The 25,342-nt window shown below is 71.3% G+C and carries 25 protein-coding genes; 10 read left to right on the top strand and 15 right to left on the bottom strand.

Annotation, left to right across the window (positions count from 1 at the left end; translation table 11 throughout):
- Position 1: 1 nt before the first annotated feature.
- Positions 2-601, bottom strand: coding sequence for a TetR/AcrR family transcriptional regulator (locus ACGFJ7_RS17650; RefSeq protein ID WP_392642713.1), 600 nt, complete (start codon positions 599-601; stop codon positions 2-4).
- A 440-nt stretch (positions 602-1,041) separates the two neighbouring features.
- Between ACGFJ7_RS17650 and ACGFJ7_RS17645 the strand changes: the two genes are divergently transcribed.
- Both ACGFJ7_RS17645 and ACGFJ7_RS17640 read left to right on the top strand, forming a co-directional pair.
- A complete protein-coding gene (locus ACGFJ7_RS17645; RefSeq protein WP_360240738.1) occupies positions 1,042-3,228 on the top strand; it encodes an EAL domain-containing protein in 2,187 nt (728 codons plus the stop codon).
- Positions 3,229-3,289: 61 nt separating this feature from the next.
- Positions 3,290-4,936 carry a sulfatase-like hydrolase/transferase gene (locus ACGFJ7_RS17640; RefSeq protein ID WP_360240735.1) on the top strand — a complete coding sequence of 549 codons (1,647 nt, stop codon included), beginning with the start codon at positions 3,290-3,292 and terminating at the stop codon, positions 4,934-4,936.
- Here the strand turns inward: ACGFJ7_RS17640 and ACGFJ7_RS17635 are convergent.
- Both ACGFJ7_RS17635 and ACGFJ7_RS17630 read right to left on the bottom strand, forming a co-directional pair.
- Complete coding sequence (locus ACGFJ7_RS17635) at positions 4,933-5,292, bottom strand: hypothetical protein (protein WP_392642712.1); 360 nt, start codon at positions 5,290-5,292, stop codon at positions 4,933-4,935. The two genes, ACGFJ7_RS17640 and ACGFJ7_RS17635, sit on opposite strands and share 4 nt — an antisense overlap.
- Before the next feature lie 89 nt (positions 5,293-5,381).
- Positions 5,382-6,398, bottom strand: a complete 1,017-nt coding sequence (locus ACGFJ7_RS17630) for a hypothetical protein (RefSeq protein ID WP_392642711.1) — start codon at positions 6,396-6,398, stop codon at positions 5,382-5,384.
- Between the two features lie 91 nt (positions 6,399-6,489).
- On the opposite strand from ACGFJ7_RS17630, the gene ACGFJ7_RS17625 reads away from it, so the two are divergent.
- Both ACGFJ7_RS17625 and ACGFJ7_RS17620 read left to right on the top strand, forming a co-directional pair.
- Entirely contained in the window at positions 6,490-7,053 is a 564-nt protein-coding gene (locus ACGFJ7_RS17625) for a GNAT family N-acetyltransferase (RefSeq protein ID WP_392642710.1), read from the top strand.
- Positions 7,035-7,700 carry an adenosylcobinamide amidohydrolase gene (locus ACGFJ7_RS17620; protein WP_392642709.1) on the top strand — a complete coding sequence of 222 codons (666 nt, stop codon included), beginning with the start codon at positions 7,035-7,037 and terminating at the stop codon, positions 7,698-7,700. Before ACGFJ7_RS17625 ends, ACGFJ7_RS17620 begins: the two co-directional genes overlap by 19 nt.
- Here the strand turns inward: ACGFJ7_RS17620 and ACGFJ7_RS17615 are convergent.
- Both ACGFJ7_RS17615 and ACGFJ7_RS17610 read right to left on the bottom strand, forming a co-directional pair.
- The gene (locus ACGFJ7_RS17615) at positions 7,631-8,524 is read right to left on the bottom strand and encodes a DUF3800 domain-containing protein (RefSeq protein WP_392642708.1); all 894 of its coding nucleotides are present in this window, start codon (positions 8,522-8,524) and stop codon (positions 7,631-7,633) included. The genes ACGFJ7_RS17620 and ACGFJ7_RS17615 overlap by 70 nt on opposite strands.
- 42 nt (positions 8,525-8,566) lie before the next feature.
- The gene (locus ACGFJ7_RS17610; RefSeq protein ID WP_360240717.1) at positions 8,567-9,112 is read right to left on the bottom strand and encodes a TetR family transcriptional regulator; all 546 of its coding nucleotides are present in this window, start codon (positions 9,110-9,112) and stop codon (positions 8,567-8,569) included.
- Between the two features lie 54 nt (positions 9,113-9,166).
- Between ACGFJ7_RS17610 and ACGFJ7_RS17605 the strand changes: the two genes are divergently transcribed.
- Positions 9,167-9,655, top strand: a complete 489-nt coding sequence (locus tag ACGFJ7_RS17605) for a GNAT family N-acetyltransferase (protein WP_392642707.1) — start codon at positions 9,167-9,169, stop codon at positions 9,653-9,655.
- A 42-nt stretch (positions 9,656-9,697) separates the two neighbouring features.
- Here ACGFJ7_RS17605 and ACGFJ7_RS17600 read toward each other — a convergent pair whose 3' ends face one another.
- A complete protein-coding gene (locus ACGFJ7_RS17600) occupies positions 9,698-10,663 on the bottom strand; it encodes a methyltransferase domain-containing protein (RefSeq protein ID WP_392642706.1) in 966 nt (321 codons plus the stop codon).
- A gap of 13 nt (positions 10,664-10,676) precedes the next feature.
- Here ACGFJ7_RS17600 and ACGFJ7_RS17595 point away from each other — a divergent pair, with 13 nt between their 5' ends.
- Entirely contained in the window at positions 10,677-11,945 is a 1,269-nt protein-coding gene (locus tag ACGFJ7_RS17595) for an alpha-amylase family protein (protein ID WP_360240708.1), read from the top strand.
- A gap of 8 nt (positions 11,946-11,953) precedes the next feature.
- Here the strand turns inward: ACGFJ7_RS17595 and ACGFJ7_RS17590 are convergent, their stop codons facing one another.
- From ACGFJ7_RS17590 to ACGFJ7_RS17570, 5 genes are all read right to left on the bottom strand, one after another.
- Positions 11,954-13,075: a MerR family transcriptional regulator gene (locus ACGFJ7_RS17590; protein WP_392642705.1), complete on the bottom strand. Its 1,122-nt coding sequence runs from the start codon at positions 13,073-13,075 to the stop codon at positions 11,954-11,956.
- A 78-nt stretch (positions 13,076-13,153) separates the two neighbouring features.
- Complete coding sequence (locus ACGFJ7_RS17585; protein ID WP_392642704.1) at positions 13,154-13,414, bottom strand: GNAT family N-acetyltransferase; 261 nt, start codon at positions 13,412-13,414, stop codon at positions 13,154-13,156.
- A 126-nt stretch (positions 13,415-13,540) separates the two neighbouring features.
- Complete coding sequence (locus ACGFJ7_RS17580) at positions 13,541-14,461, bottom strand: phosphotransferase family protein (protein ID WP_392642703.1); 921 nt, start codon at positions 14,459-14,461, stop codon at positions 13,541-13,543.
- Positions 14,462-14,477: 16 nt separating this feature from the next.
- Positions 14,478-15,287 carry a PrsW family intramembrane metalloprotease gene (locus tag ACGFJ7_RS17575; RefSeq protein WP_360240696.1) on the bottom strand — a complete coding sequence of 270 codons (810 nt, stop codon included), beginning with the start codon at positions 15,285-15,287 and terminating at the stop codon, positions 14,478-14,480.
- 57 nt (positions 15,288-15,344) lie between these two features.
- Positions 15,345-16,589 carry a multidrug effflux MFS transporter gene (locus ACGFJ7_RS17570; protein ID WP_360240693.1) on the bottom strand — a complete coding sequence of 415 codons (1,245 nt, stop codon included), beginning with the start codon at positions 16,587-16,589 and terminating at the stop codon, positions 15,345-15,347.
- A gap of 182 nt (positions 16,590-16,771) precedes the next feature.
- Between ACGFJ7_RS17570 and ACGFJ7_RS17565 the strand changes: the two genes are divergently transcribed.
- From ACGFJ7_RS17565 to ACGFJ7_RS17555, 3 genes are read left to right on the top strand one after another with little or no spacing between them, the layout of a single operon-like run.
- Complete coding sequence (locus ACGFJ7_RS17565) at positions 16,772-18,121, top strand: MFS transporter (RefSeq protein ID WP_360240690.1); 1,350 nt, start codon at positions 16,772-16,774, stop codon at positions 18,119-18,121.
- A gap of 15 nt (positions 18,122-18,136) precedes the next feature.
- Complete coding sequence (locus ACGFJ7_RS17560; RefSeq protein ID WP_360240687.1) at positions 18,137-18,904, top strand: hypothetical protein; 768 nt, start codon at positions 18,137-18,139, stop codon at positions 18,902-18,904.
- Positions 18,904-19,401, top strand: a complete 498-nt coding sequence (locus ACGFJ7_RS17555) for a DinB family protein (protein WP_360240684.1) — start codon at positions 18,904-18,906, stop codon at positions 19,399-19,401. Before ACGFJ7_RS17560 ends, ACGFJ7_RS17555 begins: the two co-directional genes overlap by 1 nt.
- Before the next feature lie 239 nt (positions 19,402-19,640).
- On the opposite strand, the gene ACGFJ7_RS17550 is transcribed toward ACGFJ7_RS17555, so the two are convergent.
- Complete coding sequence (locus ACGFJ7_RS17550) at positions 19,641-20,282, bottom strand: methyltransferase domain-containing protein (protein ID WP_360240681.1); 642 nt, start codon at positions 20,280-20,282, stop codon at positions 19,641-19,643.
- A 139-nt stretch (positions 20,283-20,421) separates the two neighbouring features.
- Between ACGFJ7_RS17550 and ACGFJ7_RS17545 the strand changes: the two genes are divergently transcribed.
- Entirely contained in the window at positions 20,422-21,003 is a 582-nt protein-coding gene (locus ACGFJ7_RS17545; RefSeq protein WP_392642702.1) for a TetR/AcrR family transcriptional regulator, read from the top strand.
- A 3-nt stretch (positions 21,004-21,006) separates the two neighbouring features.
- Here the strand turns inward: ACGFJ7_RS17545 and ACGFJ7_RS17540 are convergent, their stop codons facing one another.
- Genes ACGFJ7_RS17540 through ACGFJ7_RS17530 form a run of 3 tightly spaced genes read right to left on the bottom strand, consistent with a single transcriptional unit; the run spans position 21,007 to position 25,293 of the window.
- Positions 21,007-22,464, bottom strand: coding sequence for an ATP-binding protein (locus tag ACGFJ7_RS17540; RefSeq protein ID WP_360240675.1), 1,458 nt, complete (start codon positions 22,462-22,464; stop codon positions 21,007-21,009).
- Between the two features lies 1 nt (position 22,465).
- On the bottom strand, positions 22,466-24,124 hold the full coding sequence (locus tag ACGFJ7_RS17535) for an FAD-dependent oxidoreductase (RefSeq protein WP_360240672.1): 1,659 nt from the start codon (positions 24,122-24,124) through the stop codon (positions 22,466-22,468).
- 11 nt (positions 24,125-24,135) lie between these two features.
- Entirely contained in the window at positions 24,136-25,293 is a 1,158-nt protein-coding gene (locus ACGFJ7_RS17530; protein ID WP_360240669.1) for an NAD(+)/NADH kinase, read from the bottom strand.
- Between the last annotated feature and the right edge of the window lie 49 nt (positions 25,294-25,342).

Below are 25,342 nucleotides of genomic sequence, written 5' to 3'. Positions count from 1 at the left end.
ACTACTGAGCCCCCCGTGTGAGTAATCCGTCGAGCAGGAGCGAAACCGTCTCCGCCCCGCTGAAGTTCATCGGGTCGCCGAACGGCCCGTACGTGTTGGCCCCGCAGAACATCAGGAGCAGCGTGGCGACGGCGGCCGGCGGCCGGCGCAGCTGATCGGCGTCGGGCTCGACGACAGCGACGATCGCCGCGTGCAGCGCCTCCCGCCCGGCCGTCATCCGCTTGACCGTCTCCGGGTCCTGCGCCGAGATCACCAGCTTGCGCGCGGCCGTCATCAGCTGCGCGTTCTTGGCGAACCGCGCGTGCACCAGATCGGCCGCCGCCGCCAGCCGCTCCCGCAGCGGAGCGCCCGGGTCGATAGCGCCCAGCGCCGCCAGCGTCGGCTCCGGATCCAACGCCTTGATCACCGAACACACGACCAGCGAGGTCTTGGTCTCGAACACCCCGAAGATCGTCCCCTCGGCCACCCCCGCCGCCTGCGCGATCTGCCGGGTGCTCACATCCACACCATGCTCATGAAGCAGCGGAATGGTAGCCGCGATCAGCGCGGCCCGCCGCTCCTCAGGCGCCATCGCCGGCACCCGTCGTCGTCTGGCCTCCACCCGGCCACCTTACTGAGCGAGCACTCACTCATCCACTGACATTTGTCATGGGTCCCCGCCATGGCGCCTCAGCTCGCCGCGATCGCGCTCGAACAGGGCGGGCTCCATCACCCCGACGCCAAGAACTACTGGGTGCCGGTCACCGCGCCCCAGCTCGTCGTGCGATTCGGGCGGAGCGACCACTACCACGCTCTGGAGCCGGCGGCGGACCAGCGCCACGCGCAGCCACCGAACTTTGCGAGGCCGGCATCTCGCCCGGCCGGCACCCCAGTCCGGTGGTCCGACCCGGAAGAGCTGCCCGACGCCGATGTCGATCTGGCGGGGAAGCAGGTCCGATGGTCTGCCGCCTGTCGAGAAGATCGGGCTTCTAACTGCTCGCCGGTGGGGGAAGGGTTGAGGTTTCTCTCAGGTTGCGGGGTGGGTTGACGATCGGTGCGCCCGTGCGACGGATCGAGATGGATGACCACACGGCTGAGTACTGGGTGCGGCAGCTGCGCATCGGGGCCGGCATCGCTGTGGTCGTCACCGCTATCGGCGGGCTTCGGATTGCTCTGGCCTGGGCGCCGGGGAGCCGATGGTGGCTGATTCCGGTCGCCGCCGTCGTCGTTCTTCAGGTGGCGGCCTTCTGGGTGCCCTGGGGGCGGATCGTGCGGGACGACCTCAAGCGGCGCCGGCTGCTGGCCTGGTGGTTCGGGCAGTTGCCCGTTCTGCTGCTGTTCGGGATGGCCGATCCGGACGGGTGGCTGCTCTACGTGCCCGCCGCCGTCCTTCTGCTGATCACCGGGATGGCGCTCTGGTCGCCCAAGGTGGTCATCTGGCTCGGCGTGCTCTCCGTCGCCGGCTACGCCCTTCTCCTTCCCGTCAAAGGTGACGCCGACACCGGGACCACCTCGCTTCTCGTCGCCATGATGGGCTGCGTCGTCGGGCTCACCGCCGTCGGCGCGCAGAGCCGGCGGCGGTTCGACGCCCGGCGCCGGACCGCCGAGCGGCGGGCCGAGACGCTGCTGGCCGCCTCGGCCGACGCGGTGCTCGCCGTCGGGCGGGACGGGCACGTCAAGTACGTCAGCCCCTCCGTGGAGCAGCTGCTCGGGTTCAAGCCCGCTGATCTGCTCGGCCGTCGCCTCGACGATGTCATGTCGGCCGAGCGGCGTACCCGGTCGCGGGTGTTCTTCGCCGAGGTGGCCGAGCTGCCGACCGGGCAGAGTGTGCGCACCGAGGCCAGTGCCGGCGGGATCGACATCGACATCATCGCCACCAACTGGATGAACAGCCCGGACCTGCAGGCCGTCGTGATCAGCGTGCGCGACATCAGCGCCCGGCGGGAGCTGGAGCGGCAGCTCAGCCGGCAGGCGTACACGGATTCGCTGACCGGCATGCCGAACCGGGCCCGGTTCCGGGAATGCCTGGGTGAGGCCGTGACGCGCGGGCAGCGGGTCACCGTACTGCTGCTCGATCTCGATGATTTCAAGCTCGTCAACGACAATCTCGGGCACAGCGCCGGCGACGAGCTGCTCGGCACCATCGCCGGGCGGCTGCGGCGGCAGGTCCGGCCGGACGACCTGCTGGCCCGGCTCGGCGGGGACGAGTTCGCCATCCTGCTGCGGGACGTGCCCGCCGAGGACGTGGCGGCGCTGGCCGAACGGCTCCTCGGGGTGGTGCGGGAACCCGTACGGCTGGGAAGCCGTGACGTGACCTGCTCGTTGAGCATCGGCATCGCCACCGAGGGCGCCGACGCCGAGCAGTTGCTCGGCAACGCCGACCTGGCCATGTACGCGGCCAAGCGGGCCGGCCGCAACGGTTTCGCGGTCTTCGACTCGACGATGACCATGTCCGTGCTCCAGGAGGCGCAGCTGCGGGCCGACATCGAGCACGCGCTGGAGCATGAGGAGTTCGTCGTGCTGTACCAGCCGGTGGTCGACATGCAGACGCAGCGGCTGACCTCGGTCGAGGCGCTCGTGCGGTGGCAGCATCCCCGCGACGGGCTGCTCGGCCCGTACCACTTCATCGCCGACGCCGAGGCGAACGGCCTGATCGTGCCGTTGGGGCGCTGGGTGCTGCGGCAGGCCTGCGCGCAGCTGGCGAGCTGGCGCCGCCAGGCGCCCGAGGCGGCCGGGCTGCACGTCAACGTCAACCTCAGCGCCCGCCAGTTCCAGTACGCGGGTCTGGTCGACGACGTCTCCAGCGCGCTGGCCGACGCCGGTCTCGACCCGGCCAGCCTCACCCTGGAGATCACCGAGTCGATGCTGATGGCCGACATCGAGAGCGCCAAGCAGACCCTGCACGCGCTGCGGGACCTGGGGGTGCGGCTGGCGATCGACGATTTCGGTACGGGGTACTCGTCGCTGAGCTACCTCAAGCAGCTCCCGGTCGACGTCATCAAGATCGACAAGACGTTCGTGGACGAGGTGGACGTCGACGCCGACGACGTGGCGCTGGTCGACGCGGTGGCCGGGCTCGGGCAGGCGCTGAAGATGAAGACCGTGGCCGAGGGCATCGAGACCGACGCCCAGTGGGCCACCCTGCGCAAGCTCGGCATCGACCACGGTCAGGGCTATCTGTTCGGCCGCCCGGCCGAGGCCGGCGATATCGTGTCCCTGCTCACCCGGGCGGCTGATCTGGCCGCTTGAACCGATCCCGGTCAGCCGCCGTGTACCCGGAAGCAGGTACGTTACGGCGGTAAGGAATCTCATGAAGCACGCGCGCCGGGTCGGCGGCACAGCGCTCACCGCGCTGGCCGTTCTTCTCGTGTTCCTGGCCCTGGTCCTCCCGGACCAGATCACCCGGCTGCCACCGGGCAACTTCTGGGGCACCGCGCTGCTGCGGGTGCCGATCGAGGGGCTGCTGGCGGTCGCGGTGCTGCTGGCCCTGCCGGACCGGGCGCGGCGGATCACCGCGACCGTGCTCGGCGTGGTCCTCGGCGTGCTGACCGTCCTGAAGATCATCGACATCGGTTTCTTCGCCGTGCTGGCCCGCCAGTTCGACCCGGTTCTCGACTGGGTGCTGTTCGCCGACGGCTACCGGTTCCTCAAGGGCGCGATCGGTTCGGCCGGCGCCGTCGGGGTGGCCGTCCTGGCGGTGGTCGCGGCGGTCGTCTCGCTCGCGCTGATGACCTTTTCCGTACGGCGTGTCAGCCGTGCCCTGCCGAAGCGGCCGGCCTTCGTGAAAGCCGGCGTGGCGGTGGCCGCGACTGCCTGGGTGGCGCTGGCCGGCATGAGCTACCAGCTGGTCGGCGGCATTCAGGTCGCCTCGGCGAGCGCGTCCGAGCTGGCCCGCGACACGGTGCTGGCGGTGCCCAAGGACATCGCCGACCGCAAGGCCTTCGACCGGGAGGTACGGGTCGACGCGTTCCGCGACCTGCCGCAGGACCAGCTGTTGTCCGCGCTGCGCGGCAAGGACGTGATCATCGGTTTCGTGGAGAGCTACGGCCGCGACGCCGTCGAGAACACCGAGTTCAACCAGCCCGTACTGGATCAGCTCGCCACCGATCGGAAGGGCCTGGCGGCCAAGGGCTTCCAGGCGCGGAGCGGCTTCCTGACCTCGCCCACCTTCGGCGGCGGCAGCTGGCTGGCCCACTCGACCTTCCTGTCCGGGCTCTGGATCGACAACCAGAACCGCTACCGCAGCCTGGTCGCCACCGACCGGCTCACGCTGACCAGCGCCTTCAAGCGTTCCGGGCATCGCGCGGTCGGCTTCGAGCCGGGCGTCACCTACGCCTGGCCGGAGGGCGACTTCTACGGCTACGACCAGGTCTACGACTCGCACACGCTCGGCTACCAGGGACCGCCGCCGAGCTGGTCGACGATGCCCGACCAGTTCGTGATGAAGCAGGTCCAGGAGTACGAGCACGGCAAGACCACCCGGCCGCCGCTGCTGATGGAGGTCACGCTGACCTCCAGCCACACGCCGTGGACGCCGGTGCCGCCGACGCTGCCGTGGGATCAGATCGGCGACGGCACGGTCTACGGGCCGCTGCTCGCGAACTCGGAGAGTGCGCAGAGCCTGTTCAAGGACTCCAAGCGGGTCCGGCAGTCGTACGCCAAGACGATCGCCTACGCGGTCGACAGCCTGACCTCGTACGTCGAGAAGTACGGCGACGAGAACACGGTGCTGGTGATGCTCGGCGACCACCAGCCCAGCACCAACGTGGTCGGCTCGACCGCGAGCAAGGACGTGCCGATCTCGATCGTGGCCAAGGACCCGAAGGTGCTGCAGCGGATCACCAGCTGGGGGTGGACGGACGGCCTGAAGCCCTCACCGGAGGCGCCGGTGTGGCCGATGAACGAGTTCCGCGACCGGTTCCTGACCGCGTACAGCCCGCCGGGAGAGCCGCACTAACTGTTCCAGCCGGCGTCGCGACACGCCTTGAGCAGCGCGTCGCCGGCTGATTTCCACTCGGCGCCGGTCTCGTTGGCGGCGTCCCCGACCTTCAGGGCGGCGTCCGAGATCGCTTTGTTGCCGGTCTTCATCGTGGACGCGCTGACCTTGTCGGCCAGCGCGAGCCGCGTACTTTCGCTCTTGGCCTTGGCGTATCCGGCGTTGAAGTCGCTGCACGCCTGCGTGGCGGCTGAGTCGAGCGTGCCCGGCCCGTCGTCGCCCCCACGGCCGCGGCTGACCACCAGCGCGATGATCACCAGAGCCGCGATGGCGGCCACGGTGATCACCCGCTTGTTCACTTTCACCTTCAGCGCCACATCACCACCCTAGTCGGACAGGAGGGATGAAAGGCGCCTCATTCATCAAGGGGGACGAGCGCCCGGGACCGGCGCTCGCCCCCCGGCTCTCAGTCGATCGTCCGGGGCAGGGACTGAGCCGCTTTCAGCGCGGCCGCGGCACCGGCGTACGGGTTGTAGGTGTAGGTCCGGGACGGGGTGCCGGGGATGGTGAAGTACGCGGCGGCCAGCTTGGCCGGGTCGGTCGCGATCTCGCCGCGGGCCGGGACGTCGTTGCCGTCGTCCCAGCCCCAGGGTGCGTTGGCCGAGTTGGTGTTGCAGCCGTACGTGCCGGTGCCGCACCCGCCCGTCTGGTCGCCGGCGAAGGTGCCGAGCGAGGCGAACAGGTCGGTGTTGGCCCGCTGCTGCCAGAGCCCGCCGCCGCCGAAGATGTCGATCAGCTGGTAGCGCACGTCGCGGTCGTTGGTGCTGCTCGGCGACTCGGAGACGGACGCCGACGGGTAGTAGACGATGCCGTCGCCGTCGATCGTGTATTGCGGGTACGCCTTCAGGCCGTGCCCGCCGCGCTCCTGCGCGGTCACCGGATGCTGGAACGAGTCGTGCGGCGAGGACTGGAGTTGCAGTGTCCCGTCGATCGTCTCGCCGCCGTTCTTCCAGGTGCTGCCGCTCGGGGCGTACGAGAAGAAGTCGCTGTGCGCGACCGTGACCGCGACCCGGAGCGAGCCGTAGTCCGACCCGTCCTTCTCGACGATCTCGAGCAGGCCCTCGCCGTCGTTCTCGTGCTCGGTCTCGAAGAACGGGTGGTCGATCCAGTCGCGCGGGTGGAAGAAGAAGTACGTCAGGTAGTAGTGCGTCGACGTCTCGAGCACCGAGTAGTAGACCGCGGCGTCAGTGTTCCGCCCGGCGTTGTCCCAGTTGTCCCGGCCGTTCAGATTTCCGTCGAAGTCGTATCGCGTGATGTAGTCGGATTTTCCGCCCAGCGCGTGGCCGCCCGTCGCGTCGACGTCCTGGTAGTGGATGGGCGCCCAGCGCAGCGCCACCTCCGCCCGGGACGGGGCGGCGTGGGCCGGTGCGGCCAGGCCGGCCGCGGCGAGCACGCCCGCCAGTCCGAGAGCCATCGTGCGCATGCTTCTTCCTTTCATAGACACACGTCTATGTAAAGGGGTTCGGGTGGCCGGTGGGCGACGGCGAAGTTGCCGGGCGACTACTCTTCTGGGGGTGTTCAAGGTCGATCTGGGTGGTGGCGCCGAGCTGCGCCCGCTGGAGCCGTGGCAGGCTGACGAGTTCTTCGCCCACATGGAACGCGCCCGCGCGACCGTCGATCCGTGGATTCCCTGGGCCAGCGGCAGCGCCGATCTCCCGTCGGCCCGCAGGACCCTTCAGAGGTACGCGGACAAGCGCGCCGCCGACACCGGCGGCATCTGGGGCATCTGGCTCGACGGCGTGCTCGTCGGCGGCACGATGTTCGTGGCCTTCGACGCCGGGTCGGGCGTGGCCGAGGCCGGCTGCTGGCTCGAACCGGCCGGCACCGGGCGCGGCCTGATCACCCGGGCCACCGGTGTGATCATCGACTGGGCGTTCACCGAGCGCGGCCTGCACCGGGTCGAGTGGCACTGCCGCCCCGACAACGTGGCCAGCTCCAACGTGGCCCGCCGGCTCGGCATGACCCTCGAAGGCACGCTGCGCTCCAACTACCCGTGGAAGGGCGTCCGTCACGACACGGAGATCTGGGCGGTGCTGGCCCCGGACTGGAAACCACCCGCGTGGACGAGCCCGAACTGACCCACCGCGACGAGGACGGCCGATCCCTGCCGCTGCTCGTCTGGCGCCTGCCGAAACCGGCGAGGGCGATCTCGTCGGCCGTGCTCGGCGGCGGCCTGGGCCGGTGCGACTGGGTGGTGAACGCGACGGTCCCGATGTCGTACGACCGTCGCGACCCGGCCGCGCACCTGCGCTCGCTGGCCGCCGGCCTGGGCTTGCGTGGTCCCGGCGTCGGCCTGCTGACCGGGGTCGACGTGTCCGAGGTGGTGCACGTGACCGAGGACGGGGTGCGGCTGTGGGCGACGGTCGGGCTCGGCACGCCGATCCAGGCCGCGGCCCCGCCTCCGGCTCCCGCCCTGGCCGAGCGCGTCGGCACTGTCAACTTCGTGGTCTGGGTGCCGCGGCGGCTCAGCGAGGGCGCGCTGGTCAACGCGGTCGCCACGGTCACCGAGGCCAAAACGCAGGCGATCCGGGACCTGGGCCTGGACGCGACCGGCACGGCCACCGACGCGGTCACCGTCCTCTGTCCACCCAACGGTCCGGTGGCGGCCTACGGCGGGCCGCGCTCGCGGTGGGGTGCGCCCCTCGCCCGTACGGCCTATGAAGCGGTTCTCCTTTCGGGTGAACCTGCGCGGCGGGCTGATCCGGCCAGCAGGTCGGCGACCTGAACTCTCGGGTCGTGACGCGAGTCGGCCATGGTCAGGCCGGCCAGCGGTGAGGGGTGGCCACCGTCGGCCAGCGCCTCTTGCAGGCGGGCCAGCCGGCCGGCGGTGAGGGCGCTCTGTTCGTCGTGGGTCACCAGCACCCGGCGCCGGCCGCCGCTCCAGAACAGCACGGTCTCGGCCAGGGCCGGCAGCAGCGGCTCGAGCGGCGGCGGAAGCGAACGGTCATCGTCGTCGAGCCGCGCGGTCAGCGTCCACACGCGATCGTCGGTGAGCTCGGCCAGCACCGGATGAGCGGGCAGCGCGTCCCGGGCCCGGAGGAACTGCTCCACCGGCCGCCGGTGCTTCTCCCGGGCCAGCTCGACGAAGGCGGCCAGGAACGCGGTCCAGTCGTCCCCGGCGGCCCGGCCGGCCTCGTACAGGGCCCGCGCGGCCGGCCGGTGAGCTTGGGCCAGGCGCGTGCCGGCCGCGTACGACGGCTCGCCGAGCAGCAGATCGACGATCCGGGTGACCAGAAAGAACTCCTTGTCGACGGCGTGCACGTGGGCGCGGCCGCCGAGCGCGGCCAGGAACCACTCCAGCGCTCGCGGACGTCGAAGGAACTTTCCGGACTTGAGCTCGTACGGGGCGAACGCGAACCGCCCGCGCAACTCGTCGATCAGCTCGACCGCCTCGCCGGCGCTCAGGTCGACGCTCGCGTGCGTGATGACCGGGCTGGCCGGGTCGAGCAGATTGGTGCCGGAGAAGCCGGACTCGTCACAGGCGATCTCCACGACGGCCCCCGGCCGCGTCTGCGCCGGCAGCAGCCCGCCCTGGAGAACCCGCGCCATGCCGACCATGCTGGCCCGGCGGCCCGCTTCGGGACAACCGAGTTATCTCGGCTGGGCCGGGAGTCCGAGCTGGAGCCGGACGGCCGCTGTCACGCGGGGTTCGTCGCCTGTGGCCAACAGGTCGAGCATGGCGCCGCGCAGGACGGCCAGAACCAGCGTGCGGCGCGCGGCGCCCTCGGCGGTGTCCCGCTCGGCCGGCGGCTGGGCGGCGGACAGCAGAGCCAGCCAGTCGTCCACGGTCGTCCGGGCGAAGCCGGCCCAGGGGCCGTCCGGTTCGGTGAGCGATCGGGCGTACGACTCGGTCCACAACCGCAGCAGCGGCCGGTGTTCCGCGGCGGCCAGCCACCGCCAGATCCGCTCGGCCGCCTCGGCGAGATCGCCGGTCTCGCTCACCAGGGGCAGTTCGTCGGCCCGGGCCCGTTCCAGGAGAGCGCGGACCAGCCCGTCCTTGCTGCCGAAGAGGAAGAGCAGGACCCGCGGGCTGGAGCCGATGGCCGCCGCCAGCGGCCGCAGCGACAGGTCGGCCAGCCCGTTGTCGAGGGCGTAGCGGTAGGCGGCCTCGAGGAGCTCGTCGCGCCGTGCGGTCATGGCGCTATCGTATCCTCGACTGAAACAGTCGTTTCAGTGGGTTGGGGGAAACCGATGACATCGCTACGCAGGGCCGACCGGCCGGGCGACCTGGGCTGGATCGTGATGGCGCACGGCGAGGTCTACGAGCGCCAGTTCGGCTGGGACACGTCCTTCGAGTCGCTGGTGGCCCAGGTCGTCGCCGACTACGCCGGCGGCCACGACCCGGACACCGAAACCGCCTGGATCGCCGAGAGCCCCGCCGGCGAACGCGCCGGCTGCGTCATGCTCGTCGCCACCGACCAGCCCGGCGTCGCCCAGCTGCGCGTGCTGCTGGTCACCGAGGCCGCCCGCGGCCTGGGCCTGGGCGGCAAACTGGTCACCGAATGCCTGGCCTTCGCCCGCGAGGCCGGATATCACCGGGTCGACCTGTGGACGGTCGACGAATGCGCCTCGGCCCGCCGCATCTACCAGGCACACGGCTTCACCCTGCGCTCCGAGGCGCCCCACCCCGGCTTCGGATACCCGGTGACCGGGCAGACCTGGAGCCTCACCCTCCGCTGACCGGTCACCGACCGCACAGCGAGGCACAGGCGAGGTGCAGGGCTAGGAGATTCGCACAGCGAGGGCCAGGAAGTGGTCGTCCGGGTCCTCGTAGCGGGTCAGGGTCCAGCCGGTCTTGGTCAGCAGGGTGGTCAGGATGTCCTCGTTCATGGGCTCGTCGCGGGACAGGGTACGGCCGTGGCGGGCGGCCAGGGCCCTGCGCCCGCTCGGGTGGAACAGGGCCAGGCGGCCGCCGGGGTGGGTCACCCGGGCCAGTTCGGCCAGGCCGGCCGCCGGGTCGGGGAGGTGATGGACCAGGCCGGCGGCGAAGACGACGGCGACCCGGGCCGGGGCCAGGGGCAGGCGGAGCGCGTCGGCCTGGATCAGGGCGGCCGGGCCTCGGGTGCGGGCCTCGGTGAGCATCTCGGTGGTGCAGTCCAGGCCGATGACGCGGCCGGTGGGGCCCACGGCGGCGGCCAGGGCGGGCAGGGCCCGGCCGGTGCCGCAGCCCACGTCGAGGGCCAGGTCGCCGGGGCGTGGGTCGGCGGCGGCGACCGCGGCGGCGTAGGCGGGCAGGTCGTCGCCGAAGCGTTTGTCCCAGCCGGCGGCCTTGGGGGCGAAGAAGGCCTGGCTTTCGGACAGGTACCACTGGGCCGGGTCGGCCAGGCGCGGGTGGACGTGGCGGATCACCGGCCACTGGGGGTCGTGGTGGTCGATGACGATCTGGGCCCGGCGTTCGCCCTGGCCGGTGCCGGCGCCGCGGGTGGTGCGCAGGTAGACGATGACGCGGTCGGCGGCGGGTTCCAGAACGTTCAGGGCGGAGTCCTGCACGCTGCCGGACGGGCCGGTCAGGCCGAGTACGGCGTCGACGTTCCAGGCGCGGGCCGAAGGTGGGAAGGCCGCGGCCAGGCGAGTGGCGAAGGTGGCGGCGGCGCCGTGGTCGCCGCCGTCGACGATCACGGTCAGTGGGGCTCGGGGTGCGAGGACGTCCGCCAGGAACGCGGTGACCTCGGCAATCCTTTCAGGCACGCACCCAGCATGCATGTGGATCTGTGACGGGGGCAACATCCGCGCCGGAGGAGCCGCCCGGGTCGGCGTCGAGGTGACCGAGGTGCGGACGTACGGCGCGTGGCGGATAGTGGGGCGCATGCGCGAGTGGGTTGATCATGCGATCTGGTGGCACGTCTATCCGCTCGGCTTCGGGCGCCTCGACAAGATCGAGAAGTGGCTGGACTACGCGGTCGAGCTGGGCGTGAACGGGCTGCAGCTCGGGCCGGTCTTCGCGTCGGAGTCGCACGGTTACGACACTCTCGACCACTTCCGGATCGATCCGCGGCTGGGGTCCGAGGAGGATTTCGACGCCCTGGTCGCGGCCTGCCAGGCGCGGGGTGTGCGCGTGCTGCTGGACGGCGTGTTCAACCACGTGGGGCGGGGGTTCGTGGCGCCGTCGCCGTCCTTCCTCCGGGGGACCGTCTTCGAGGGGCATTCGGGACTCGTCGAGCTGAACCACGACTCGCCCGAGGTGCGGGAGTACGTCGTACGCGTGATGAACCACTGGCTGGATCGCGGCGCCGACGGCTGGCGGCTGGACGCGGCCTACGCGGTGCCGCCCCGCTTCTGGCGCGCGGTGCTCGACGAGGTCCGGAAGAACCACCCGTCGTCGTGGTTCGTGGGCGAGGTGATCCAGGGCGACTACGTGGGCTACCTGCGCGACAGCGGTCTCGACTCGCTCACCCAGTACGAACTCTGGAAGGCGATCTGGAGCAGCCTCAACGACGGGAACTTCTACGAGCTCGCGTGGGCTCTCGACCGGCACGACGACGTTCTCGGGGCGGGGCTGCCGCTGACGTTCGTCGGCAACCACGACGTCACCCGCATCGCCAGCAAGCTCACCGACGAGAGGCATCTGGGCCACGCGCTGGCCGTGCTGTTCACCGTCGGCGGCTCGCCGAGCATCTACTACGGCGACGAGCAGGGCTATCGCGGCGTCAAACAGGAGCGGGCCGGTGGCGACGACGAGATCCGGCCGCCCTATCCGGCGCTGCCGGGCGACCTGGCCCCGTACGGCTGGCCGGTCTATCGCCTGCACGAACGGCTCATCGGCATCCGCCGGCGGCACGCGTGGCTCGCCCACGCCCGCACGACGGCCGTGCACCTGACGAACACGGCGGTCGCGCTGGCCTCCACCCACGGCGATAACCGGCTGGTGACGCTGCTCAACGTGGGCGACGACCCGTACACCTTCGAGATCGACTCGCAGCAGCGGACTGTGCCCGCGCACGAGTGGCTGATCGTCTCGGCCGAGTCCTAGATCGACGGTCACGTACCACTGATCAGCAGCCGCAGCCCCAGCTCGGCCGCGTCGAGGGCGACCAGGTCGCGGTTGCGCTCGGCCCACCGCCCCGACGCCAGGTCGTCGCCGAGCCGGGTGACGGCCCGCCGCTCGGCCTCCGGCCCGACCCGGGTCCACACCGAGACCGCGCGGCGGACGCGCTCGTCCAGGTAGGCCTCGGGCCGGCGCCAGTGCGCCTCGAAGAAGCCGTCGGCGCAGTCCCACGGCACGAGCACCGGCTCGGCCCGCCCGCCGATCGCGCGGGTCAGGTCGGCCAGCGACGGCCAGCCGACCAGCAGCTGGGCGAACTCGGGCAGGTAGTCGCGGGTGAGCCAGAACCGCCGCCGCCAGCCGGTGTCGTCGGCGTCGTACGTGAACACCACCACCCGCCGGGCGACGCGGCACATCTCCCGCAACCCGGCGACCGGGTCGGGCCAGTGGTGAACGGTGCTGACCGCCATGGCCGCGTCGAACGACTGGTCCTCGAACGGCAGGCTCTCGGCGGCGGCGGCCACGCACGGCGCCGCCCCGGCCGGCCGCTGCGCCCGCATGACCGCCGACGGCTCCACGGCTGTGACCTCCCGATCCAGTGGCTCGTAGGAACCGGTCCCGGCCCCCACGTTCAGGACCGTCCGCGCGTCACCCAGCGCCTGGTGGATGCGCGCGGCGATCCGCGGCTCGGTGCGGCGCGTCGCCGGATAGGCCGACCCGATCGCGTCGTACAACCGAGGCCCGAAGACCCTCAGCTGCTCCTCCGGCGTCGTCGGAATTCCCATCGCCCGTGCCTCCAACTCCCGGTCAATGGCCGTCACCATGGCGGCCGAACGGTCCCGTTGCTCCACCAGCAGGCCGCGCAGCCGGCACAGATGCGCGACCGCGTCGGTGTCCGGGTCGTCGACCAGATCGGCGATCTCACGCAACCCGAACCCCAGCCGCCGGTAGGCGAGCACTTCCCGCAGCCGCTCCACGTCGCCGGCGGCGTAGGCCCGGTAGCCGCCCACGGTCCGCGCCGACGGTCGCAAAAGGCCGATCTCGTCGTAGTGATGCAGCGTGCGCACGGTGACGCCGGCCAGCTCGGCCACCCGCCCCACGGTCAGGTGCTCTTCCACGCCACCGACTATGTGGCCTCACCCCACGTGAGGCGCAACCCGCGCGCACGAGACGGCGGGTGGGACGGGACGGTACGGCTAAGGCTTGTCCAACGTGAGGTTGAGCAGTTCCAGGCCGGTGACCGGGCGGAATCCGAGCGAAGCGTAGAGCGACAGGGCCCCGGCGTACTCCGTCTCGGTCTGCAGGGAGACGCTCAGCGCCCCGGCCGCGCGGGCCTCGCCGATGACGTGACGCAGCAGGGCACGGGCCGTGCCCCGGCGGCGGTGCGCCGGGCGTAAGTAGAGGTTCCGGATCATCCAGGCCGTGGCCAGGCGCAGGGAAGCGGGCTGCACCGTCACCGTGACGAAAATGTGTGAGCCCGAAGTCAGCTGCTCTTCGAGCCGCGCGGGGACGTGGACTCGCCGTAGTGGGCGCGGTACTCGTCGAAGAGCGGGGCCAACTGGCCGGCCGTGGGCCGGGCGATGTCAGAGGGCATCGAGATGGTTCAGCTCGGCCTCGAGCAGGGCCGTCACGTGGGTCTGCCGGCCGTCGGTGGCCGGGATGCCCCGGCTCGGGCCCTCGGTGAGCATCAGTGTGTACAGGTGGACGCGGTACAGCGCCAGGCGGATCAGCGCCGCCCGGTCGAACGGCCCCGGGGCGTATCCGGTCAGGAACGGGTGGCCGGGCTCGTCCTCGATGCGGCGGAACAGGGCGGGGGAGACCAGGTCGAGCAGCGGGTCGCCGTACAGGTAGCGCTCGCCGTCGACCAGGCCGCTCAGCGAGCCGTCGCCGGCGACGAGGACGTTGCCGTCCCACAGGTCGAAGTGCAGCAGGGCGGGCGTGGTCACCGCCGTCAGGGCCGGGGTGTGGCGCTCGACCGCGCCGTCCAGCGCCGGCGGCAGGCTGACATTCCACGAGGCGGCGTCCGTACGCAGGGACGCCATCATCGCGGTGAAGGCGGTGGCCCAGTCGGGGCCGGAGGGGCGGTCGCCCGGGTAGCCGAAGTGGCTTCCGGCCACGGTGTGGACCCGGCGAACCGCCGCGCCCAGGGCGGAGCGGGCCCGCGGCGAGTCCCCCGCGGTCAGGGGCTTGCCCGGCAGCAGCGTCGTGATGATCCAGCGGGGGGACACCGCCAGCACCGACGGCACCGGGGCCAGGCCGGCGACCAGGCGGAAGTACGCGGCCTCGGCCGGGATGAGCTCACGTTCGTACGACAGCAAGCGCGCCGACGCCGGCGGCGCCACCTTGACCACCACCCGGCGCCCGTCGGTGAGCGAAGCCAGCCAGACGGCGGCGAAACCGCCCCCGCCCAGCTCGGAGGCCGTGTCCAGGGAGGCGCCGAGAGCCTCCCGGACGATGACGGCGATGTCGGCGGACGTCAGATCCAGCTGCGTGGGGCTGCGCATCAGGGCAGGCTAGCGCTCATACGGTCAGCGGTGTGGCCAGCTGCGGGGCCGTGCGGTGCTCGGCGAAGACCCGGTAGCGCCACAGGGCCAGGAACAGCCAGGTGAGGCTGATGACGGCCAGGATGATGTACGTCAGGGTGCCGCCGAACGAGTCCCAGCAGGTGTGCAGGATGACCGCGCCGACGAAGGTGCCGATGAACTCGAGCACGTGCTTGAGGTTCGGGGTGGCCATCAGGGCCCACAGGGCGCCGGCGGTGAGACCGGTCCACGCCGTGTGACCGGCGGGCGAGGTGAGGCCGCGGACGAACAGGGTCTCTTCGACGCTGCCGATGTTGCCGCCCGAGGAGAGCAGTGCGGTGAACGCGTACCCCATGGTTTCGAGGGCGGCGAAGCCCATGCCGGAGGCGACGCCGATGATCAGGCCGTCCGAGGGCAGGCGCCGCTGGTGACGGGCCAGGATGGTGATCATCAGGATCAGCGGGACGATCAGTTTCGCCGACTCCTCGATGACCGCGACCAGCGCCAGCGGCAGGACGCCGAGGCCGCGCAGGGTGTTGTACTCGAGGGTGCCGGCGACCACGATGCCGATCACGCCGCCGAAGAACGCGGCGACGACCAGCGCCGAGGTGGGCACCTGCCAGCGGCCCGTCCGGGCCTGGGCGAAGGTCAGGAACGACAGGGGTACGACCGTCGCGCCGAGCAGCAGGAGGGCCGGCACGAGGTTCGGGTTCTGCGTGTGTACGAGGGTCCGCAGCACAATGACGTAGAGGGCCAGACCGATGACTAGGACGCCTAGCCACGCCCACCGGCGGGAGAGATCGCGCATGGTGGGCGTGGTACCCGAGCGTCTAGATCACGTCACGGAAAAGCGACGCGCGTCGCATCAGTGAACCGCGACCAGAACCGGCTCGCCCTCGTCCACGGGCAGCGACATCGGCCGTACGACCAGCCACAGCACCACGTTGGCGGCGGCCATCCCGCCGAAGACGACGATCGCCATGCCGGTCGATCCGTTGCCGAGCACGCCGACCAGCGGCGCGGCCAGCGCGCCCACGCCGAACTGGACCGCGCCGAGCAGCGCGGCCGCCGTGCCCGCGGCCTCGCCGTGCCGCGACAGTGCCAGCGCCGGCGCGTTCGGCATGGCCAGGCCGACCGCGGCCAGCACGATCCAGAGCGGGACGAGCAGCCCCCACAGGCCGCCGAAGCCGGTCTCGGCCACGGCCAGCAGCACCACGCCGCCGACCACACCGACGGCCAGCGCGAAGCTCAGGATCTGGGCCGGCTGCCACCGCCGGAGCAGCCGGACGTTGAGCTGGGTGGCGCCGATCAGGCCGATCGCGCCCCCGGCGAACACGTACGCGAACTGCTGCTCGCTCATGCCGTACTCCTCCTGGAAGACGAAGGAGGAGCCACTGACGTACGCGAAGAGCGCGGAGAACGCGAGCCCGGCGACGAGGATGAGACCGACGTACGCCCGGTCGGTGAAGAGCCGGCCGTAGTCGCGCAGCGTGCCGGTCAGGCCGCCGTTGCGGCGGCGCTCGGCCGGCAGGGTCTCGGGCAGCACCAGCGCGGTGGCCGTCATGATGGCCGCGCCGGCCAAGGTGAGCACGACGAAGACACCCCGCCACGAGGTCCAGTTGAGGACCGTGCCGCCGATGGTCGGCGCCAGGATGGGCGCCACGCCGATCACGAGCATCAGGCGGGAGAAGAGCTTGGCCGCGGCCAGGCCGGTGAACAGGTCGCGCACGATCGCCATGCCGATCACGGCGGCGGCCGCGGCGCCCAGGCCCTGCAGGACGCGCAGCGTGCCCAGGACGGCCAGGTTGGGCGCGATCACGCAGAGCACCGAGGCCAGGATGTGCACGCCGACGCCGGCCAGCAGCGGCAGGCGGCGGCCCACGGCGTCGGAGAGCGGTCCCACGAGCAGCTGCCCGAGGGCCAGGCCGGCCAGCGTGCCGGTGAGCGTGAGCTGCACGGCGGCCTCGGTGGTGTGCAGGTCGGTGGTGATCGTCGGGAGCGACGGCAGGTACATGTCGATGGTCAGCGGCCCGAGCGCGGACAGGAATCCGAGAACGAGAACGATCCGGAGCCTGCGGCCGGCGGGCAGGAGATCACCAGGAGATTGCATGACTAGTGACAAGTTGTCCGCGGCACAGATTCTTCCGGGTCGTAACAGTCCTCACAGATTCACCGAATGGTGGAAATGCATTTGACGTTCGTGCTGGTAGTGACCGGTCACACGTTGTCGATGCCGCCCGGGCGGAGTTGTCTTGAGGGCGTTGCGTGCAATCAGCGAGTGAAAGGCGGACCATGGCCCTGCGTCCCGGAGCCCGGGCCTGGGCGGTGTGGGCCGTCGGCCTCGCCGCGTACGTTCTCGCGGTCCTCAACCGCACGTCGCTCGGTGTCGCCGGGCTCGACGCGCAGGACCGCTTCCACATCGGCGCCGGCGCGCTCGCCTCGTTCGCCGTGCTCCAGCTTCTCGTCTACGCCGGCCTCCAGGTGCCGGTCGGCCTGCTGCTCGACCGCTTCGGCTCGCTGCGGCTGATCGTCACCGGCGGCGTGCTGATGGCGGCCGGTCAGGCCCTGATGGCCACCACCGACAGCGTGGGCGGCGCCATCGCGGCCCGCGTCCTGGTCGGCGCCGGCGACGCGATGACCTTCATCAGCGTGCTGCGCCTGGTCCCGCAGTGGTTCCCGGCGCGGCGCGTGCCGGTGGTCACCCAGCTCACCGGCATCGTCGGGCAGGCCGGCCAGGTGCTCTCGGCCGTGCCGCTGGCCGCCCTGCTGGCCGGGCCCGGCTGGGGCACCGCGTTCCTGTCGGCGGCCGGGCTCGGGATCTTCGTCGCGGTGGTCGCCTTCGCGGCGCTGCAGGACACCCCCGAGCGCAAGATCAGCAGCGGCGAGGCGCTCACCCTGGGCCAGTTGCGCTCCGATCTGAGCAGCGCCTGGCGGCACCCGGGCACCCGGCTCGGGCTCTGGACCCACTTCACGACCCAGTTCACCGGTACGGTCTTCGCCCTCATGTGGGGCTTCCCGTTCCTGATCGCCGGTCAGGGCCTGGCCCGGGAGACGGCGAGCACGCTGCTCACGCTCTTCGTGCTGGTCGGCATGGCCGCCGGTCCGTTGCTGGGCGTGCTCGTCCAGCGCTACCCGCTGCGCCGGTCCTACCTCGTGCTCGGCATCGTGTTCGCCAACGCGGCCGGCTGGGGACTCGTGCTGGCCTGGCCCGGGCACGCGCCGATGGCCGTGCTGGTGCTGCTGATCGTCGCGCTGGGCATCGGCGGCCCGGGTTCGATGATCGGGTTCGATTACGCCCGTACGTTCAACCCGCCGCACCGCCTCGGCACCGCGACCGGTGTGGTGAACGTCGGCGGCTTCGTCGCCTCGCTGCTCTCGATCGAGCTGATCGGCCTGATCCTGGACGCCCGGACGGGCGGCTCCGCCGACTACGACATCACCGACTTCAAAATCGCCATGGCGGTGCAGTACGTGTTCATCGCCGTCGGCCTGGCCGGCATCCTGCGCACACGCCGGCTGGCCCGCCTGCGGATGGCCGAGGAGGGCATCGTGGTCCGCCCGCTCCGTCAGGTGATAGCCGAGCGCCGGGGTTTAGCAATCGGCCGTCAGGTAAAGGCGAAGACCTTGCAGACACGTGAGTGACGGACTGAGGAGGACATGACCGAGCAAGCACCGGGCCATCGGTCCGGCATCGACATCACCAAGACCATCGCCGGCACATTGGCCGCCGTTTCGGCGGCCTTCCTGGGATCGTTCCTGGGCGTGGCCGGCACTCTGATCGGCGCCGCGGTGGCCAGCATCGTCGGCTCGGTGGGAACGGAGCTCTATCAGCGCTGGCTCAACCGGGGCACCGAGAAGATCAAGTCGACCTTCGTCACCGCCCCCGCCGCGATCGGCACGCCGGAGGTCGCCGCCGCGGTCGAGGAGAGCCCGTCCGGGCCTTCTCCGAAGATCCGCTGGCAGCGGGTGGCCATGATCGCGGGCGCGTTCTTCGTACTGGCGATCGGCTCCCTGACCGCCGTCGAGGTGGTCGCCGGGCGGAGCGCGGCCGACCTCGTGCACGACAGGGCCAGCAAGAGCTCGACCGTCGGGTTCCCGCTGCGCTCCCACAAGTCTGACAACTCCGATAAGCCGGCTGTGAAGCCGACGCCGTCCGAGTCGGCCACGACGGATCAGGAGTCGCCCGCACCCTCCGAATCGCCGGCCGAAGACCGCTCGGCGCAGCCCACGGAGTCGCCGGCACCGGCCGGCACGACCGACGGTCCCACTGACGAGCCGACCACCGACGCGCCGACGACCGACGCCCCGGCCCCGGGTGACGATCAGCCGCAGGACGGGGAGACTCAACCGGACGGCCAGACCCAGGACCAGGTCGGCCAGCCCCAGCAGCAGCCGACCGGCGACAGCACGAAGGCGGGAGAGTAATGGACGCCAAGGACATCCTCACCGAGGCTTTCGGGCGCCTGCCCGAGCTGGTGCACACGGCCGTCGACGGCCTCACCCCCGACCAGCTGCGCCACCGCCCGGCCGGCGAGGCCAACTCGATCGGCTGGCTGATCTGGCATCTGACCCGCGTTCAGGATGACCACGTGGCCGAGGTGATGGGCGCCGACCAGATCTACGCCACCGGCGACTGGGCCTCGCGCTTCGGCCTGAAGGACGCCACCGAGACCGGCTACGGCCACGACGCGGCCCAGGTGGCGGCGGTGGCTCCGGAAAGCGCCCAGGCGCTGGTGGACTACTACACCGCCGTGCACGAGCGCACGATCGCCTACCTGGCCGGCCTCTCCGAGGCCGACCTCGACCGGGTGGTCGACGAACGCTGGGACCCGCCGGTCACCCTGGGTGTACGCCTGGTCAGCGTCTACGACGACGACGCCCAGCACGCGGGCCAGGCCGCTTACGTCCGCGGCCTGCTCTGACCCGCTCCCCGAAGCCCGGGCCGCCATTCGCGCGGCTCTCCGATGGGCCGTGCGGCGCTGACAGCCGCGCGGCCCATCGCCGTACCGGCGACTGATCGGCCGTACGGCGTGATCGGCCGCGCGACAGTTGTCTCGGGCTGCGGCTGTTCAGGCTGCGGCCTTTCGCGGCGGCTGAGCTCGGCTGTGAGGCGCTGATCGGGGCGGGCGGCGGCTGGTCTGTGGCCCGGCGGGGTTGGTTGTCAGGCGCCGAGCGGGGTGAGCTGGTGGCAGCGGCGACGGGCTGGGGGCGCCGAGCGGAGGACCGGGGCGAGCGCCGGGCGGCGGCAGTAGTAGACGAGGGCGGGCGGCAGGTTGGCCCAGACGGTGCGGCCGAGCAGGACCTCGTCGAACCAGCTGTCGAGCGCGCCCCGCAGGCGGCGCGCCGGCGCCGCCCGGCGCAGGTGCACGTAGGCGAACGTGGTGAAAGCGCCCCCCGGGGCCAGGGCGCGGACGGCGGAGGCCAGGATGTCGCGCTGACGGTCGGGAGTGAAGGCGGCCCACGGCAGCCCGCTGACGATGACGTCGGCCCCGGCCAGGCCCCGCTCGGCCAGCAACTCGGGCAGGGCGGCGGCGTCGGCCGTGATCACCTCGACCTTGGGGTGACGGGCGGCGAGCTGCTCGGCCAGGCGCGGGTTGATCTCGATGGCGAGGTGCCGCCCGCGGCCGCCCAGCCGGCGCTGAATGGCCTCGGTGAACGGCCCGGTGCCGGGGCCGAGCTCGACGACGACCGGCTCGCCCGTGCTGGGGATCGGCGCGACGGCGAGTTCGGACAGGGCGGCCCCGCTCGGCGCGATGGCGCCGACTTCCCACGGGCGACGGAGAAATTCCGACAGCAAAGACATCGCGACCTGCCTGCTAGGGTAAGTGGAGGATTACTCCACCTAAGATATGGAGGAATCCTCCATTTCGCAAGATCGCCTGAGAGCCCTCTCAGCGACGCTGAAGGAAACGAAGCCAAAGGAACCGATGCAGAAGGAACCGATGCAGAAGGAACCGATGCCGGAGAAGCCGATGCGGGCGGACGCGCGCCGCAAGCGCGAGGCGATCATCGCGGCCGCCGTCGAGGTGTTCGAGGAGCGTGGTGTCGACATCGCGCTCGACGAGGTGGCGCGCCGGGCCGACGTGGGTATCGCGACGCTCTACCGGCATTTTCCGACGCGTGAGGCGCTGATCACCGGGGCCTATCTGCACGAGATCGGGCGGCTCTGCGCCGGGGCCGACGAGCTGCTGGCCGGCCTGCCCGCCGATGAGGCCATGAAGACCTGGATGCGGCGATTCATCGGGAACGCGCAGGGCCGGCCCGGCCTGGCCATGGCTCTCAAGTCGATCGTGAAGGCCACCGACGCCGAAGGGCTCGCCGCCGCCCACGACGAGGTCTACACCGCGCTGCAGAAGTTCCTCGACGCCGGATACCGGGACGGGATCTTCGCCACCCGGGTCGAGGCGGCCGTGCTGGCCACCGCGCTGAGCGGCATCAGCCTCGCCAGCGACGCGGCGGGCCGGGAGGCGCAGGCCGCGGCGATCATCGATCTGACCGTCAACGGCCTGCGCTATCCCGGCTGAGCGTCACGCCGAGGCCGGCTCGTTCAGCGGCAGGCGGACCTTGAACTTGGTGTCGCCCGGCTTCGAGTCGAGCTTGATGTCACCGCCGTGGCCGTTGACCACGATCCGGTACGAGATGTCCAGGCCCAGGCCCGTGCCCTCGCCCACCGGCTTGGTGGTGAAGAACGGCTCGAAGACCCGCTTCTTCAGCTCGTCGGGCACGCCCGGCCCGGTGTCGCCGACCGCGACGATCACGTGGTCGTCCTCGCGGTAGGTCTTGATCGTCAGGGTGCCGGCGCCGTTCATGGCCTGCACCGCGTTGTCGATCAGGTTGGTCCAGACCTGGTTGAGCTCGGCCGGGTGGGCCGGGATCTGGGGGAGCGAGCGGTCGTAGTCCTTGACCACCTTCACCCCCGTACCGATCTTGTGGGTGAGCATCACCAGCGTGCTGTCGAGGCCGGTGTGCACGTCGATCCACTGGTGGGCGGCCCGGTCCATCTGCGAGTACTGCTTGGCCGAGGCCACCAGCGACGACACGCGGCTCGTGGCGTCCTCGATGTCGGTCATCAGCTGCTCGGTCTCGAGCGCGTACCCGATCCAGTGGATGGCCTGGTCAAGCAGCTCGGGCGAGCCGACCCGGGCCTCCATGTCGGTGAGGCAGTCGAGGTCGAGGCCGCCCTGGGCGAAGACCGCGGCCAGGTCCCACCCGCCGGTCACGTTGCGCTCGTCCATCCACTCGCCGAGCTCGTCCTCGCGGTCGGCGACCTGCATGGCGGTCAGCGCGGGCGCCTTGGCGGCCCGCTCGATCACGTCTTCCTGGAGCGCGACCAGCTCCACCAGGCGGTCCGGCGGCACCTTGCCGGCGGCCAGCATGCCCAGCTTGTGGCGCATGCCGGCGACCCGCTGGCGCAGCGCGGCGGTGGCCCGCGAGGCGGCCGCGGCCGGGTTGTTGAGCTCGTGCATGAGGCCGGCCGAGAGCGCGCCGAGAGCGGTCAGCCGCTGCCGCTCGCTGATCGCCGCCTGGGAGCTCTGCAGACCCAGGGTCAGGCCCTCGAGCAGGTGTACGGCCATCGGGAACCACTCGCGCATGATGTGGCCGAAGTCCTCGGCGCTCATCACGAAGAAGTCGGAGTCGTCCAGCGCGCGGATGCTCGCCATGTACCGGCGCGGGATGCCGTCGTCGCGCAGGTAGGAGTTGGTGGCGCCCATGTAGACGCCGCGCTGCTCGGTGCGGTTGACCCGTACGTCGTCCTGGCCGACCTGCCGGGTCATGGCGATGGTGCCGCTGAGCAGAACCAGGAACTGCTCGGCCGGATCGCCCTCGCGGATCACCGTGCCACCCGCGGGCATGTGCATGGTGCACCCGTGGTCGGCGATCCACTGAAGCTGATCGTCGGTCAGTTTCTCGAACAGGAAGAGGGTGCGAAGCTCGGCCGGCGTGAGGGCGCCGGGATCGCAGGGCACGAGAACGGGGTCGGTCATCTCACTGCGCCTCCAGGTAGCGATGGACCAGCGTGACGGCCATCGCGCCCTCGCCGACCGCCGAGGCCACCCGCTTGACCGAGTTGGCCCGGACGTCGCCGGCGGCGAAGATGCCGGGAACACTGCACTCAAGGTAGAACGGATCGCGGTCCCGATCCCATCCCTTCGGGCGGGACCCGTTTGAGAGCAGATCCGGCCCGGTGTAGACGAAGCCCTTCTCGTCGCGGGCGACGGCCGTGCCGAGCCAGTCGGTACGCGGCTCGGCGCCGATGAAGACGAACAGGTAGCCGCACTCGACGGTGGTGCTCAGGCCCTCTTTGCTGTCGCAGATCGTGATGGCCTGGAGGTGGCCGTTGCCCTGCGCCCCGATCACCTCGGAGCGAGTGCGGACCCTGATGTTCTCCACCTGGTTGAGCTGCTGGATCAGGTAGTACGACATCGACGACTCGAGCGAGTCGCCGCGGACCAGCAGGGTCACCGAACGGGCGTACCGGGAGAAGAACAGCGCCGCCTGCCCGGCGGAGTTGGCCCCGCCGACGATGTAGACGTCGCTGCCGGCGCAGGACGGGCCCTCGGTCGAGGCCGAGCCGTAGTAGACGCCGGAACCGGTGAACTCGGCGATGCCGTCGGCCACCAGCGGCCGGTAGGCGACGCCGGTGGCGAGCACGATCGAGTGGGCCGAGACCTCGCCGCCGTCGGCGAAGGTCAGCGTGCGGGCCGAGCCGTCCGCCCGCAGGCCGGTGACCTCGCGGGTGTTCAGCACCTCGGCCGAGAACTTGCCGGCCTGGCGGCGGGCCCGGTCGGTGAGCTGGGCGCCGGAGATGCCGTCGGGGAAGCCGAGGTAGTTCTCGATGCGCGAGCTCTGGCCGGCCTGGCCGCCGACGGCCTGACGCTCGACCATCAGCGTCCGCAGGCCCTCGGAGGCGCCGTAGACCGCGGCGCCGAGCCCGGCCGGCCCGCCGCCCACGATGATCAGGTCGTAGAAGTCGCGGTTGGGCGCGGTGGACAGGCCGGCCGCCTCGGCCACCTCGGTCGTGCTGGGCTGGGCCAGCGCCCGCCCGTCGGTGGTCACCACCAGCGGGATCGACTCGGGGCCGACCCCGGCCGCCTCGAGCAGGCGGCGGCCCTCGGCCTCGTCGGCCCCGTACCACTTGTAGGGCACCAGGTTGCGGGCCAGGAAGTCGCGGATCTGGTACGACGGCTCGCTCCAGCGGTGGCCGACGACCCGGATGTCCTCGACCTCGCGGTCGCCGGTGGCCTGCCACGCGTCGAGCAGCGCGTCGATCACCGGGTAGAGCTTCTCCTCCGGCGGATCCCACGGCTTGAGCAGGTAGTGGTCGACGTCGACGACGTTGATGGCCGAGATGGCGGCGTCCGTGTCCGCGTACGCGGTCAGCAGCGCCCGGCGGGCGTTCGGGAACAGGTCCATGGCCTGTTCCAGGAACTCGATGCCGTTGATCTGCGGCATCCGGTAGTCGGCGAGCATCACGGCGACCCGGCCGCCGCGCAGCTTGAGCTCCTTGAGCGCGTCCAGGGCGTCGGCGGCCGACGAGGCGCGCAGGATTCGGTACTGGTCGCCGTAGCGGCGGCGCAGGTCGCGGGCGATGGCCCGGGAGACCGAGGGGTCGTCGTCGACGGTGAGGATCGCGGGATGGCCCATGGGTCAATACCTCAGCTCTGGCTCAGCAGGTCGGCGTATTCGGGGTGACGGTCCAGATATCCGATGACGAACGGGCAGGAGACGACGACCGGGGTGGCGCGGCCGCGCGCGTCCTCCAACGCGGCCGAGGCGAGCCGGCTGGCCAGCCCCCGCCCGGAGAACGTCTGCTCGATCTCGGTGTGCATCAGTTCGATCTTGTCGCCGTGGCGGCGGTAGTTGAGCACGCCGGCCACCTCGCCGCCGAGCAGCACCTCGTAGCGCTGGCGCTCGAAGCTGTCGACCACGACGGCGTCGGCCGAGTCGGGCACGCCGACCTGGGCGCTGCCCTCGACCCGCAGCTTGCGCCGGGCCCGCTCGTAGAACGAGGTGCCGCCGAGGCGGATCACGTTGGCCGCCGACGGCACGGGCTCGATCGCCAGCTTGTCGTCGGGGCGGGCGTAGCCCTCGATGATGCCGTCGACCTCGATGGCCAGCCGGCCGCTGGTGGCCAGCACGTCGAGCTCGAGCCGCTCGGTGAGGGCGAGCATCAGCGGGCGGTTGAACGAGGAGTGCGCGGCGGCCGCGGTGACGATCAGGCCCTCGACGTTCGGCGAGACGATCGGGCCGCCGGCCGAGAAGCTGTACGCCGTGGAGCCGGTCGGCGTGGAGACGATGACGGCGTCGGCCTGGTAGTTGACGAAGTTCTTGCCCTCGACCGAGATGCCGATCGCGGCCAGGCCGTCGCCGGGCACCCGGACCATCGCGATGTCGTTGAACGCCGACACGGCCTTGCCGTCGGGCAGCACGGTGCGCACCGCGGTGCGCGACTCGATGGTGAACCGGTGCTCGTCGATCGCCGACAGCGCCTCGGGCAGATCGGGCAGGTCGACCTCGGCCAGGAAGCCCAGCCGGCCCACGTTCACACCGAGCACCGGCGTCTTGCGCCCCTCGACCAGCCGCATCGTGCGCAGCATGGTGCCGTCGCCGCCCAGGCTGACCAGCAGCCCGGCCCGCTCGACCATCTCCTCGGGGCTGACCGCCTCGGCCTGGCAGTCGATCCGGTCGATCTCCTCGTGCAGGCCCAGGACCTGAACGTCGCGCCGCTGCGCCCATCGCGTGATCGCGTCGATCGCGGAGCCGCAGTCGCGACGCGGGTGCAGCACCAGGCCGACCACCTTGACCATGCCCATTTGCCCGTACACCCCGTCTGCTGCGAACGACTTGAAGAACACAGCCTTG

It is taken from the genome of Actinoplanes sp. NPDC048988 (assembly GCF_043197815.1).
In the GTDB taxonomy this organism is placed as follows: domain Bacteria; phylum Actinomycetota; class Actinomycetes; order Mycobacteriales; family Micromonosporaceae; genus Actinoplanes.
The sequence above is the reverse complement of the archived record's forward strand: the minus strand, read 5'-3'. Positions and strand labels throughout refer to the sequence as shown.